Source organism: Aliiroseovarius sp. ABM4_368 (genome assembly GCF_056161205.1).
The window spans coordinates 1-12,583 of record NZ_JBSWYR010000004.1; the positions used below are offsets into that span (position 1 = coordinate 1).

General features: G+C 56.5%; 13 protein-coding genes. 2 read left to right on the top strand and 11 right to left on the bottom strand.

What is annotated here, in order from left to right:
- Positions 1–229: 229 nt before the first annotated feature.
- Positions 230–1,180, bottom strand: a complete 951-nt coding sequence (locus ACXAH3_RS12015) for a helix-turn-helix domain-containing protein (RefSeq protein ID WP_474862332.1) — start codon at positions 1,178–1,180, stop codon at positions 230–232.
- Positions 1,181–1,307: 127 nt separating this feature from the next.
- Here ACXAH3_RS12015 and ACXAH3_RS12020 point away from each other — a divergent pair, with 127 nt between their 5' ends.
- Positions 1,308–2,204, top strand: coding sequence for an alpha/beta hydrolase (locus ACXAH3_RS12020; protein WP_474862333.1), 897 nt, complete (start codon positions 1,308–1,310; stop codon positions 2,202–2,204).
- 45 nt (positions 2,205–2,249) lie between these two features.
- Positions 2,250–3,035, top strand: a complete 786-nt coding sequence (locus ACXAH3_RS12025) for an SDR family NAD(P)-dependent oxidoreductase (protein ID WP_474862334.1) — start codon at positions 2,250–2,252, stop codon at positions 3,033–3,035.
- Positions 3,036–4,370: 1,335 nt separating this feature from the next.
- Here ACXAH3_RS12025 and ACXAH3_RS12030 read toward each other — a convergent pair.
- The 10 genes from ACXAH3_RS12030 to ACXAH3_RS12075 all read right to left on the bottom strand — a co-directional run bounded on the left by ACXAH3_RS12030 (position 4,371) and on the right by ACXAH3_RS12075 (position 12,497).
- The gene (locus tag ACXAH3_RS12030) at positions 4,371–4,724 is read right to left on the bottom strand and encodes a DoxX family protein (protein WP_474862335.1); all 354 of its coding nucleotides are present in this window, start codon (positions 4,722–4,724) and stop codon (positions 4,371–4,373) included.
- Positions 4,721–5,188, bottom strand: a complete 468-nt coding sequence (gene msrB / locus ACXAH3_RS12035) for a peptide-methionine (R)-S-oxide reductase MsrB (protein WP_474862336.1) — start codon at positions 5,186–5,188, stop codon at positions 4,721–4,723. Before msrB ends, ACXAH3_RS12030 begins: the two co-directional genes overlap by 4 nt.
- A 76-nt stretch (positions 5,189–5,264) precedes the next feature.
- On the bottom strand, positions 5,265–5,816 hold the full coding sequence (locus ACXAH3_RS12040) for a fasciclin domain-containing protein (RefSeq protein ID WP_474862337.1): 552 nt from the start codon (positions 5,814–5,816) through the stop codon (positions 5,265–5,267).
- Between the two features lie 74 nt (positions 5,817–5,890).
- Positions 5,891–6,595 carry an anti-sigma factor gene (locus ACXAH3_RS12045; RefSeq protein ID WP_474862338.1) on the bottom strand — a complete coding sequence of 235 codons (705 nt, stop codon included), beginning with the start codon at positions 6,593–6,595 and terminating at the stop codon, positions 5,891–5,893.
- Positions 6,592–7,134, bottom strand: a complete 543-nt coding sequence (locus ACXAH3_RS12050) for a sigma-70 family RNA polymerase sigma factor (RefSeq protein ID WP_474862339.1) — start codon at positions 7,132–7,134, stop codon at positions 6,592–6,594. Before ACXAH3_RS12050 ends, ACXAH3_RS12045 begins: the two co-directional genes overlap by 4 nt.
- A 130-nt stretch (positions 7,135–7,264) precedes the next feature.
- The gene (locus ACXAH3_RS12055; protein ID WP_474862340.1) at positions 7,265–8,116 is read right to left on the bottom strand and encodes a DUF4394 domain-containing protein; all 852 of its coding nucleotides are present in this window, start codon (positions 8,114–8,116) and stop codon (positions 7,265–7,267) included.
- A gap of 600 nt (positions 8,117–8,716) precedes the next feature.
- Complete coding sequence (gene terL / locus ACXAH3_RS12060) at positions 8,717–10,150, bottom strand: phage terminase large subunit (protein ID WP_474862341.1); 1,434 nt, start codon at positions 10,148–10,150, stop codon at positions 8,717–8,719.
- Positions 10,128–10,517, bottom strand: coding sequence for a DUF5681 domain-containing protein (locus ACXAH3_RS12065; RefSeq protein WP_474862342.1), 390 nt, complete (start codon positions 10,515–10,517; stop codon positions 10,128–10,130). Before ACXAH3_RS12065 ends, terL begins: the two co-directional genes overlap by 23 nt.
- Complete coding sequence (locus ACXAH3_RS12070) at positions 10,510–11,865, bottom strand: site-specific DNA-methyltransferase (RefSeq protein ID WP_474862343.1); 1,356 nt, start codon at positions 11,863–11,865, stop codon at positions 10,510–10,512. The genes ACXAH3_RS12065 and ACXAH3_RS12070 overlap by 8 nt, the downstream gene beginning before the upstream one ends.
- The gene (locus tag ACXAH3_RS12075) at positions 11,862–12,497 is read right to left on the bottom strand and encodes a hypothetical protein (RefSeq protein WP_474862344.1); all 636 of its coding nucleotides are present in this window, start codon (positions 12,495–12,497) and stop codon (positions 11,862–11,864) included. The genes ACXAH3_RS12070 and ACXAH3_RS12075 overlap by 4 nt, the downstream gene beginning before the upstream one ends.
- Positions 12,498–12,583: the final 86 nt, after the last annotated feature.

Sequence of the window (12,583 nt, forward strand, 5' to 3'; positions counted from 1 at the left end):
CACCGCAAGCTTGATGATTTCAGGACTGGTTTTGAAATATTTGAACGGGGAAGGCTTGATCATGCGCCGAGAAATCGCAGATCAGGCTTGGATCGGCAAGTTCCTCTGACAGGCCCCCTACACCCAAGGACAAGGAGGATCAGCAATTGATTCAAGGGATCCATTCCTTGACGAAACGTTCGATATACGCTGTTTTTGCGCCGATGGCGGCGATAATCCTGCGCTTTGCTCAAGTCGGTGTGCTGCCAAGGCTCTGCATTCGGTAGTCTCTAGGCGGCATTCCATAAGCTTCGCGAAAGCAACGGCTGAAGTGCTCGACGCTTGAGAACCCTCTGCTCAGGCAGATTTGCGTGACGGAACAATTGCGCATGTCGAGGTTAACCAGATCGTTTCTGGCGGCCTGCAACCTACGCTCTCGTATGATGGTCGCCACGGTGGTGCCCGAATTTTCAAACGCCCGGTTCAACGCGCGCACCGATAGCCCCATTTCTTCGGCAAGCCCTGTTGGCGACAATGCCGCGTCTTGAAAACGTGCATCTATTATGCGCTCGGCGCGTTCCCGCAAGGCTTGACGCGCTGAGATCATCTGATTGGGTTTGATGCCGCCGACGGCGTTGAGAAGGTCGCGAACAAGCGTCGGTCCAAGTTGCCGAGTGCCAGCATCGGCGAAATCGGTGAGTTGCTCGCTCACGCTCCGAATTCTTTCGGCAAACAGCGTGCCGAACCCTCGCGTTGTTTCCAATCGGCCCGTTGGCAGCATCGATACGTCGGTGAATTCTGCAAGGCCATCTTTGCGCATAAGCAACGTGGACTTTTCGATGGGCTCCAAGACTTCGAATTTGATCGGCCTCGCCGCATCCCAAATCAAAATATCACCGGGATACATCTCGATTGACCAATCGTCTTGCTGAACCCGCTCACGCCCCTTGCGAAGGGCCAATACGCCATAGTGCTCGCCTCCGTCGACCTTGACCATGCTTGAGTCCCGAAACCCGGCACATGGATCGCAGTGGCAGTTCACAAAGGTGACGATACCTGAGTCCAGCGATTGTATCGTTGCAGTCCGAAACCCTGTTTCGGACTTCTCCAGCCGCCAAGGCAAATGCGTGGCACTGAGCGTGTCATGCCAGACATCAAAGCGGTCTTTGTATCGGTATTGATCGGTTGACCATGTCAGCACTGAATTCCTCCCTCACCTGGCACGTGCTCGATTGCCGGGTGTCCCGAATTATCAACGTATCTGTCCTATCCGGTCAAGAACGCTGTTCTGCGGATCGCTAGCATGGCTGTCACGAGGAGGAACAACTATGAAAACAGACATATCATTTGACACTGAAGACGGGACGACGCTTGCGGGCTGGTTTTTCGCGGCAACTGATGCGAGGGGCCCCGCGCCAACTGTCATCATGTGCCACGGCTTCTCAGCCACCAAGGAGATGCACCTTGAGGGCTTTGCCAAGACCTTTCAGGCCGCAGGCATGAACGTGATTGTCTATGACAATCGCAATCTTGGTGACAGCGGTGGTACACCCCGGGGCGACATCGATCCGGAACAACAGATTCGTGATTTCCGCGATGCAATCACCTATGCGCAAAGCCGTGAGGATGTGGACGCAGATCGCATCGGTGCCTGGGGGTCAAGCTACAGCGGCGGGCACGTCTTGGTTGTCGCTGCGCGGGATCGTCGGGTTAAATGCGTCGTTTCGCAAGTCCCGTTGGTTCAAGGGTTGGAAAACGCGCGTCGGCTGGTTCGGTCAGATCTCTGGGCGGGCCTGCGCGCTGGATTTGTCGCGGACCGTCAAGCGCGCCTGCGGGGCGACGCGCCCATGACGATGCCTGTGATTGGCGAAACCTTCGGTGACCCCTGTGCCTTGCCAACCGAGGACAGCCACGCGTTCTTCACTGGGCTTTCTGACGAAAACCGGGGGCGTTGGTCAAACGAGATCACACTGCGCTCGATGGAATTGTTCACAGAATACGAACCGGGCGACGCTATTGCCCGCATTGCGCCGACGCCTTTGATGATCGTTGTCGGGCGTGACGATCACCTGACGCCAGCGGACATGACGCTGGCGGCCTATGATCGAGCCCTGGAACCCAAGAAGCTACTGGTTCTGGAATGCGGACATTTCGAGGCCTATACCGACGCGCCTTTCGAGATCTCGGCGCCGACGCAATGCGACTGGTTCAAGTCACATCTGTGACGATCCACAAATAGAACCAAGTTTAAATATCTGGAGGAGAGAACGATGAAACGACTTGAGGGCAAGGTTGCGATTATTACCGGAGCCAGCGGCGGCATCGGCGCAGCAACAGCAAAGCGATTTGCCGAAGAAGGGGCAAAGGTTGTCCTGGCGGATATCGACGAGGCCAAAGTGAAAGAGGTGGCTGACAACATAGGTGGCGGAGCAATTGGCCTGGGCGTGGATGTAAGCGACAAGCAAAGCATTCAGGCTTTGGTGGATACGGCCTCGGAAGCCTTCGGCGGGGTGGACATAGCGGTGCTGAACGCCGGCATGTTCGGCGAAATGCGGACCGTGACAGACTACCCCGAAGAGCTCTTTGACCGTGTCGTGAACGTCAACATGAAGGGCGTGTGGCACGGGTTACGGGCCGTCGTTCCAGAGATGCGCAAACGTGGCGGGGGCAGCATTGTGATCACCTCCTCCACCCAAGGGCTGTCTGGCTACTATGTTTCCAGCCCCTATACGGCCAGCAAGCATGCCGTGGTCGGGATCATGCGGAACGCCGCAGTCGAACTTGCAAGAGAGAATATTCGCGTCAACACTGTGCATCCCGGCATGACGGACACCCAGATGATGGGCCAATTGCATACGACTGCCAATCCGGACAATCCCGATGCCGTAATGGATGTCTTTGCCCAAGCGGCACCAATCGGTCGCTATGCTGACCCACGTGAGATAGCGAATGCCATGCTCTTTCTTGCAAGCGATGAGTCAAGCTATTGCACAGGAAGTTGCCTCGTCGCCGACGGCGGGCTTTTGGCTTACCACGGCGGCCCTGCTCCTGAGTAACGGAACAAGCGAAGCGGCCTGCGGGCCGCTTCAGATTTTCATGAGTCCAGGCATGCATTGGAGTCACGCCCCGATGACGCCGTCGGTTTTGGAGCGAACATGAATCCAAGCGGTCAGCCGGAACCCGACGCCCCAACTTTTCTCTCAGGTAACCGTAAACCGCCCGACATTGTCCATCGTCTCTCTTGTCAAATCAACTGGCAGCAACGACACGGTCTAGGCACAGTCAAATAGCGCTTCAGTGAACGAGAGGTTGGCTGCTGTTTTAACGCTGTAACACCCGGCAATCTCCGGCGACTTCGCTTCGGGGGGCTACATGGCAACCCATTTTCTATGCGCTTCTGCCTTCCGGCACCCAGAAGTTCCGGCTTCACATTCCAATAAACCGTTGAGCCCATTCAAGCCGACTACGTCGTGTCGGTTAAGCCGCATTGAGACAAGGGATTCCGTGGTCTCCCCCATCAGTCCGCGAACAATTATTGTTAGTTGGCGACGGCAAGCGTGGCGATCGGCCAGTTAGCTCAATGCAGTTTCATCGACCGACAGGGTGGCCTTTTTAGGCTTTCCTAAGATGCTGTTGCAGTGAAGGCAGGGAAGAGTTTGGGTCCAAGTTGTTTGAGTTCGTCCAAAGACATATCAGCAGCAAGGGAGATCGGTGGTAAGTGATCGACACTTCCTGCGTGTTGTCCGCAATAAACGCAGGCTCCCTTTATGCCCGCGTCATCCCGTGGGTAGAGGCGATGAACGCGCTGCATGGCGCGATGCCCGGCAAAAGCACTCTTCGATGCCATTAAATCTTCGTGGGCTGTTGGCTTCTTGCGATGGCTTGCATGAAAGATTGCCTGCTGTTCAGTCGGCCACTCAGGACCGGGATTACCTTTTCAGGCGACCACAACCGCACCGTTCTGCCAAGTCAGGTTTCTGCGCATTCCCGGGGCTCGACCCGAAATAAGCTGCAGATGGAGCGAACGGCAGGAAGGTCCCTCTGCCGACCCCGGACCGTTGAAAATGCTACGGCGAGGATGAAAGGCTGCTTCGGTGCCGCCGCACTGCGGCGGCAGTTGCTCGGCTGAAGGTACGGTTTGGGCCGTACGTGTCGGTCGATCTGGGACGACCGGCGAGGATTCTGCGATCGATCTAATGACAGCAGAGAGCCCTTACTACCAGATGCTGCACTGTGAACCAATGTCCGCTCCCTGAGTCCCGGCCAAAAACGTGACAGAATCAAAGGCAGCTTTGCCGAAGGTTTGTGGCACAAGATTTTTCAGCGCTTCCCGTCTCAGCAACGCCTGTGACAAAAACGACCGGTTTGGCGTATAGGTTTTGGCAAGAGGTTTATGTCTCTTGGTCTGATGCGGCTGCGAGGATCAGGCATCCACCCGCAATCGCCCAGTTCTTGATCATGATCGACATTTGCCATGGGTCAGACGGAACAAAATGAAAGATGCTGGTCACAACGCAATACAGGGCTAGCGTTAGGCTAACTGGTCTTAGATACTTACCTGCGATCAACATACCCGCAGCCGCTGTGTTGAATGCAAGAGCGGGCCAGACGAACCACTCGGGAAGCCCAAACCCTGTTAGAAGCGCTTGTGCAGGGCCTGAATCAACGGCCTTCTGTACAGCGCCTGCGCCAAACAGAATCGCCAGAAGATACCGCCCAGCAATCCATTCGATCCGATTGGTCATGCGGCGGGGTCGAAGGCCAGGCTGAGACCGTTCAGGCAATGGCGTTTGCCTGTCGGCGCTGGCCCGTCGTCGAAGATATGGCCCAGATGGCTGCCGCAGCGGCGGCAATGGACCTCGGTCCGGACCTGAAAGATCAAATTGCGGTCTTCTTTTGTCCCGACGGCATTGGACAGGCTTTCATAGAAGCTGGGCCAGCCTGTGCCACTGTCGAATTTCGCCGCTGAACTGTACAGGGGCAGATCGCAGCCCCGGCAGCGGTAGGTGCCGGCGCGTGTCTCGTCGTTCAGCGGGCTGGTGTAGGCGCGTTCAGTCTCTTCCTCGCGCAGGACGAGGTATTCGTTCTGGCTCAGGCGGTCGCGCCATTCGGCTTCGCTGCGGCAAATCTCGAAGTCGCATGTCGCGGCTTGGAGGGGGCCGGTCAGAACGGCCGCGCCTGTCATCAAAAGGAATGCTCTGCGGGTCATGTGTCACCTGTTGGAAGCGTTTTGGGATGAGCCAGCCGATGGGGCCAGCCGGCTCATCCCTGTCGGTCTGCTCGACTTATTTCGGAACGAGGACGGCATTGACCACGTGAATCACGCCGTTTGACTGATCGACGTCGGCAATGGTCACGCGGCTGGCGTTGCCGTTTTCATCATAGATATAGACGTTGTTGCCCTTCACCTGTGCCGAGAGGGAATCGCCCGAAACGGCGTTGAAGTGATAGAAGCCATCGGACGAGGCGCGGGCCTGACGCGCGATCTTGGCGGCGGACCAGTCACCGGCGACAACATGCGCGGTGAGGACTTTGACCAGCATGTCCTTGTTTTCAGGCTTGAGCAGGGTTTCAACCGTGCCATCGGGCAATGCGGCGAAGGCATCGTTAACAGGGGCGAAGACAGTGAAAGGGCCGGGGCCTTGCAGGGTTTCCACCAGACCGGCGGCTTTCACGGCGGCGACAAGGGTTGTGTGATCGGCCGAGTTTACCGCGTTTTCGACGATGTTCTTGTTCTCGAACATCGGCGCACCGCCAACCATCGGGTTTTCAGCATATGCGGCGGTTGCCATGACGAGCGCGGTTGCAGCGGTGGCCAGTTTGGATGCGATTTTCATAGTTTAGTCCTCTCGTGTTGGGTACGATCATTCGCGGTTACGAGAGAAGCCACGAGGCGCGGCCTAAAAGAGTTTCAGCTGGCCTGAAATAATTTTGCGTCGAAGAATTCGTCCGTCGCCAGAATAGCCCCCGTGGGCGCGCCGGTGGGCGAGCCGCCTTTGGGTTCATCCGAAACGGCCAATACGCCGCCGTCGATCAGGGCCGCGATTTCCGGCGTAATTTCGAACAGGCTTTCGCGATCCGCGGGGATCACGCCAAGCGATACGGGCGCCTCAGCCTGTGCGCCGATCACCCAAAGTTCGAAATCCCGTCCTTCGGCAGCGGCGCCCAGTTCGGGGATGACTTTGAACAAATTGCCGTCCGGGTCGTAGCCTGCTTCGATATGCACAGCGCCATCTTCCGAGATCAGCGTCGCGTGGAGCGTCGGCTCGAATGTCGGGCCATAGAGCATCGGGCTGAAGATGAGGAAGGCCGCGACAGCGGCGGCGGTCAATGCGGGCAAGAGCAGCCGGCCCCAAGCCCATCCGCGCCTTGGGCGGGCGGTGTCGCCATCCAGTTTTGCCAGAAGCATGGTCCGGATCGAAGGCGAGGGAACGTCTTCGGGCAGGTCGGTCGCAAGACCGGCGAACTCTGCTTCCCAGAACAGCACGAGCTTGCGCAGGTCTGCCTCCGTCTGAAGCCGCTTTTCAAAGGCGCGCTCTGCGTCCACGTCCAGCAGGCGCAAGACGTATTCGGCGGCCAGTGCCTCGTCTTCCGGTATGTCCTGATGGTCGCTCATCGCGAAAGGCACTCCTTCAAGGATAACAGGCTGCGGCGCAGCAAGGTTCGCATCGTGTTCAGCGGCACGTCAAAGCGGTCCGCAAGCGCTTGGTAGGTTGCGCCGTCCAGATAGGCGGCGCGCACGGCATCGGCGCGCCCGGCGGGGAGTTCTTCGAAACAGGCGCTGATCCTGCGCTGCTGCGAGGCCGCGATACTTGCCGCTTCGGGTCCGGGCCGCTTTTCAACGAGTTCCCCAACGCTGTCGAGGTCCACGGTCGTGCTCTTTCTGGCGCGTAGCCGGTCGATCGACAGATTTCTTGCAACGGTGATGAGCCAGGTCATCGGAGAATGGCCGGTCACCGCGTATCTGTCAGCCTTGGCCCAAATCCGAAGATACACGTCCTGTAGTGCATCCTCTGCTTCGGTCCTGCTTTTCAAGACACGTAAGCAGACACTGAAAAGTTTCCCGCTTGTCGCATCATAAAGCGCGGCCAATGCGGCGCGGTCGCCAAGCGCGACCTTGCCGATCAACTCTTCGATGTCCTTGCGGTCCGTCATGCGTGGGGTGGGCCGTTCAAATAGCTTCTTTTCCTTGCCTGACTGACAGAAATGGCCCCAGACTGCAATCTCTTGCCGCCGGGGCCACCCTGAATTTATACCACTCAACTCATTACCCAATCGCGGCAGACTATTTGCCGAGCGATGCCGCGAATCCAGTGATGCCACCCATTCCGAGATCGGCTTTCATCGTGGCCGCGCCTGTTTCGAGGTCGATCTGGTAAAGCCCGGCGGTGTCGGCCCCTTCCATTTGCAGGATGGCAAGCGCCATGTTCTCACCTTCCTTGGCCGAGACGATGTCGAAGCCACCCATCGGCGCCAGATCGACGGCTGCGCCATCAACCGTGATCTTGCCAATGGTTTCCAGTGTCCCGGCATTGTTGGCCAGGCTCACCAAGGTGTCGGTTTCCGCGTCGAGCGCATACTGGAAGGTCGCGCCCGCCGTCTTGCCGTTGATGGCGTTGGTATAGGCATTGGCGAAGATCATCGGCGTCGTGCCTGCCATAGAGTCCCCATCGGCATAGGCGAGGTTGGTGAAACGGCGCACGGATCCGGCGCGCTCGTCGTTGTCTCCGAAGCCTTCGGGGAAATAGACGAGGTTGTCGCCCGCCGATGTGACGGCGCGCACAGCGTCAATTTTGTTGTTGAAGTCAAACGCAACCATTTTGCCGTCGCCGATCATCGCATAATCCATGAACTTGGCACCCAGATCGGTCATCTCACCCGACATCTGATCAATCATCGCGATCATGCCATCGGAGAAGCCCAGAAGCTCACCGGTTACCGGACGCCAGGCAATCGCCTTCAGGGGTGATGCCAGGCTGTAGGTCATCACGTCGCCTGGGGCATTCACATCGCTCATCACGACGAGCGTTGCGCCATCATCTGCCAAAGCATAGCCGGAAACCGCTGCGTGGCCTGCCGCAAACGCAGGGCTGGCTGCAAGGGCGATCAGGGATGTCAGAAGCGAATGGGTTTTCATCATTTTTCCTTTCAGGTTGGTCTCAGTGCGCAGCTCTTCGGATGCGCTCTGTCTTCAACCACGAAAGGCAGCGCCAGATAGTTTCAGTGCGATCTAAAGAATTCAGAACTGTTCAGCGATGATACCTGACCCAATGTGCAATCTTGGCCAAAACCCGTACGTTTCTGGCCGGGTCAAAATGGACCGATTCTGACACAGCCTTTTCTTCAAAGCTGACCTTGGCGCGTTAGCTGCGAACGCTCACTTTGTCCGCACATTGGACACCCACGACCGAAGCAATTGAGCAGTTGCAGCGAATGTCTGCAATGTGGGCTGCGACCGCAGCCACTGCTTCATCCAGTGGAGGGCGGGTTTGGGCCGTTCCTGAGAGGCGGTGAGGGCTAGATGCGAACCTTTGTTGCGCGAGCTCCGAGGTCGGCAGAGAACCCATGTCGACCGTTGCAGCAAGGTATTTGAGCGACCGCTTTACTCATTGGTTACGATGAGCCAAGAACACTATCTTATCAAATTACCCTATTTGGACCCATAGGCGCTGACGTCAGACAGAAACGCACCCGGATCACATCCAAACACCTCGGCGATTATGCGTGCCAGTCGCGCTTAGTTGACAAAATCCAGCGTATACCGGCTACGAGTTCTGTCCCAATTTAACATCTGCGACAAGGCATCCGCCTGATCGTCATAGCGGCCATTCGGGAAGGCTAGAAGTTCTGTTTTGAGATCTTCGAGCCACGAGGCGCTTTTCGGCAGCAACACCTGCCCCCCTTCGATCATAGCCGAGCACGCAGACATTCGCACAACCTTGTCTCCCTCCGGCTTAATCGCAATCGGATACACCGCATCATCCCGAATATCCTGAAGGAGACTGGTTCCGGACCCCTTGTCTTCGATTAACACATCGACCTTTTTCCACCGCTTTGCTTTCTCAACAACTCGCCGCTTTAGATCAGGATAGTCGAGCTTTTCGCGAACAACATCGACGATGAAGAATTGATCATCCTTAAGCAGTGCGGTGATGCCGACAGAATAGTCGTTCAACTCTCCAGACTTAGAGGCCGTATCCCAGCTTTGCACAACCTTGGTTCGATAATCGTGAACATCCGGCAAAGCATCATACTGCCCGAACCATGCCCACTTGATCATGTTTCCACCAAGCGGCACTGGTTGTTGCTGATACTGCGCTGAGAAGGCTTGTGCGCCCATGGCGTGTTTCATGCGCTCAAGAACGAAGGCGTCGTCTCTTTCTGGATGTAAAAGCTCCCCGGCTGCTCGGAGATAAGTCTTCCCCCTACCGACCGGGATATTAGCAGGGACCTCAGCGATCGCTGGAAGGTCCAGATGCGTCCACCCCCCTTGTTGCAAAACGTGCCCTGCCAGATCATCCACATGCAGCCGCTGCATGACCAGGATGATAGCGCCGGTTTTCTTGTTATCGAGACGAGAAAGCAGAGTTTCGTCAAACCAACTGTTCACCCGAATGCGCGCGGCCTCGGAATTCGCATCCGACGCCTTCATTGGGTCATCAATGATGATCACTGACCCACCGCGCCCAGTAAGAGATCCCCCGATCGTCGTTGTCAGGCGATTGCCCCCTGACGTGAACCGGGTTTCCGTTTCAGAATCCTTAGAGCGATCTATCTTTGTTGCGGGGAACAGCCGCCGATACCAAGGCGCGGCAACAATTCTGCGAAACGCGCCGGCATGAGCGACAGCTAGATCCGAGGAATAAGAGACACAGACAACCCTTTGCGAAGGATCTCGACCAAGCAACCATGCCGGGAACGCGACCGACGCTGAGTGGGATTTCAAACTGCGCGGTGGCATCGTGATCAGCAACCGCTTCACCTCTCCGGCCGCCACACGCCCAAGTTCATAGGCGATCGCGTCAAAGTGCCAATTGGAACTAAACTCCTGCCCAGCATTTACCTCGGCAAAAGCCCGCTCGATGAACAGGCCAAGATCAGCGCGATAGGCCTCATCCATAATCTGGCGCGGGGTCTTCCCCACAAGATCAGATTGCGGCTTGTTCATCATCAAGATCTCCGCGCATACGTGCCAGTATAGCCAAGTCTTCTGGCTCAAGATCCTGCACCTGCGCCTCGGTTTTTGCTTTGAGCTGCGCCTCTAAATCAATATCCCTCATGAGCTTAAGCAATTCACCGCGCGCACGCGCATCGCCCTTCAGCGCATCATTCATCAGACCCTCAATCATGGCATCAAGCTTGGCGAGCTTGCGTTCACCCTGCCCGGTCTTCACACGAACCTTCTTTGAGATCGCTTTCTGCACCGATCCCGCCAAGGACAGCTGGGACTTGGGCCGCCCCTTGGGGTTGCCTGATTGCCCCTTGCGGAACTGCCCCGCTTTTGGCGGGCGACCATACCCAACCTCATAGTCACTCATTGGTTCCATGCCCTCCTTCTCGTTTCTTGCGCAGCGCATCAAAAGTGTCTCCGGTGCGAAGCAATATGGCCTCATCATGGGCATAGGTCTGCCAGCGGGAGATGATCGTATCGCAATAATGCGGATCGATTTCGATACAGCGCGCACGGCGGTTTGTTTTCTGCGCCGCAATCAACGTGGAACCCGCCCCGGCAAAGGGATCGAGCACGATTTCTCCCGGCGCGCTGCAATCCTTCAAAGCATCCGCAATCATCGCCACCGGCTTTACGGTGGGATGCATCTCTAATTCTTCACGTGCCTGCACCGTCCCCGAAGTCACCCCGGGATAATTCCAAACATTCGTGCGATAGCGCCCATGCTGACCAAGCTCAAAACTGTTAGTATGCCCAGCCTCGCCTTGCTTGAACACAAACACCAGCTCGTGGCGCGATCGATAAAATGTGCCCATCCCGCCGCGGTCCTTGACCCAAACACAGAGGTTTTTAAGCGCTGAATAAACCGCCGTCCCCGCTGACAGGATTTCCGGCATATGGCGCCAATCCATGCAGACAAAATGGATCGACCCATCAACACTGAAGGATTTGAGATGTGCGAAGGCCCGCTGTAAGAACGCCGTAAATTCATCGCGCGACATCTCTCCCGAGGCCATTGCAAATTCACGATGTCTGCCCTGCCCCTTGCCAAGAACATGACCATCAATCGGCACATTATAAGGCGGATCTGTGAAGATCAGTTGCGCGCGCTCATCCCGCAGGAGCATTGAGTAGCTTTTTTCGTCAAGCGCATCTGCACATAGAAGTCGATGCGCCCCCAATTGCCATAGATCACCAGGCTTAGTAAGTGCCGGCTGATCAAAGCGTGTAGGCACCACGGCGTCATCTTCTTCCGCCTCGGTGTCTGCATCCACACCGCCAAGATCCAGAACATCATCTAGCTCGGCGATGCTAAACCCCGTCAGGCCAATCTCGAGCTCCGGGCAAATTTCGATGAGGAATTGAAGCTCGCTCGCCAGCACCTCCTCATCCCACCCCGCATTCAAGGCAAGCTTGTTATCAGCCAGAATATAGGCGCGCTTTTCAGCTTCGCTCAGACTGCCAATCCGAAGGCAAGGCACCTCGCTCCACCCCAATGTTTTTGCCGCAGCGACACGCCCGTGCCCCGCAAGGATCATCCCCGCCTCATCAATCAAAACCGGATTTGTGAAGCCAAATCGCTTAATGCTTTTGGCAAGCTGACGGATTTGCTTGGGCGAGTGCGTGCGCGCGTTGCGCCCATAAGGGATGAGTGCGCTGATAGAGCGCGCCACAGTCTTTTGCTCAAAGGCTTGAGTATCTACCGGCTTGCTCATCGCGCCTCCTCCTCTTTCCGTTTGGCCTCTTCATAAAGCCCATAAAGAAGCAGGGCCCATGAGTAGAGCTTGTCGCTTTCTTTCAGTTCGTCGCTCCTCATGCCTGGCGGGAAAGAGTCAGTCAGATCCTCAGATGCCTTAAACTCTCGTGCTTCAAACCGAGCGATGGCACGCATAACAGCCTCTGGGTCGGTGACATCAAATGGGGGCTCAGGCCGAAGCCCAAGCCGCTCATAGATCGCGGATTTCTCTGAGACTTTACCAAGCTCGTCGCGAATGGCCCCGATCGGCAAGGCGTCCAGCATTTTTTCAGCCATCTGAGTGAGCCACACGGCTCCAAACCCAAGTTGCTCAATAAAACTCAGATTCTCCAAACGGCCCCGCTCAACAATCGCTTGATCACAAAGCTCCTGCCCTTCAGCTTTCCAGCGGCGGCGCAATCTGCTGACGTCTTTCTCGTCAACGTCGCTCACCTCTTTCACCAAGCTGGCAAAAACCGGCTTACTTTGATCAATCCATAACCAGGCGACTTTCCGCAAAACTGCGCGATCCGTCTCCTCAAGCTTCGTTGCACCTTTTGGTCTGCCGCGTGGGCGCTTCTGCGGCTTTATATTCTGCGCATCATTCGTCATGCCAGAAAGTTAATGCGCATGGGCACAGCTGAAAAGGTATTTAAAATACGGTGACATACATAAAATATCAACTCATTGATTTTACT

Bases quoted from the DNA above. Each gene is read 5' to 3' on its own strand.
- ACXAH3_RS12020 (WP_474862333.1), top strand. From the start codon at position 1,308: ATGAAAACAGACATATCATTTGACACTGAAGACGGGACGACGCTTGCG.
- ACXAH3_RS12025 (WP_474862334.1), top strand. From the start codon at position 2,250: ATGAAACGACTTGAGGGCAAGGTTGCGATTATTACCGGAGCCAGCGGC.
- ACXAH3_RS12030 (WP_474862335.1), bottom strand. From the start codon at position 4,724: ATGACCAATCGGATCGAATGGATTGCTGGGCGGTATCTTCTGGCGATT.
- msrB (WP_474862336.1), bottom strand. From the start codon at position 5,188: ATGACCCGCAGAGCATTCCTTTTGATGACAGGCGCGGCCGTTCTGACC.
- ACXAH3_RS12040 (WP_474862337.1), bottom strand. From the start codon at position 5,816: ATGAAAATCGCATCCAAACTGGCCACCGCTGCAACCGCGCTCGTCATG.
- ACXAH3_RS12045 (WP_474862338.1), bottom strand. From the start codon at position 6,595: ATGAGCGACCATCAGGACATACCGGAAGACGAGGCACTGGCCGCCGAA.
- ACXAH3_RS12050 (WP_474862339.1), bottom strand. From the start codon at position 7,134: ATGACGGACCGCAAGGACATCGAAGAGTTGATCGGCAAGGTCGCGCTT.
- ACXAH3_RS12055 (WP_474862340.1), bottom strand. From the start codon at position 8,116: ATGAAAACCCATTCGCTTCTGACATCCCTGATCGCCCTTGCAGCCAGC.
- terL (WP_474862341.1), bottom strand. From the start codon at position 10,150: ATGATGAACAAGCCGCAATCTGATCTTGTGGGGAAGACCCCGCGCCAG.
- ACXAH3_RS12065 (WP_474862342.1), bottom strand. From the start codon at position 10,517: ATGAGTGACTATGAGGTTGGGTATGGTCGCCCGCCAAAAGCGGGGCAG.
- ACXAH3_RS12070 (WP_474862343.1), bottom strand. From the start codon at position 11,865: ATGAGCAAGCCGGTAGATACTCAAGCCTTTGAGCAAAAGACTGTGGCG.
- ACXAH3_RS12075 (WP_474862344.1), bottom strand. From the start codon at position 12,497: ATGACGAATGATGCGCAGAATATAAAGCCGCAGAAGCGCCCACGCGGC.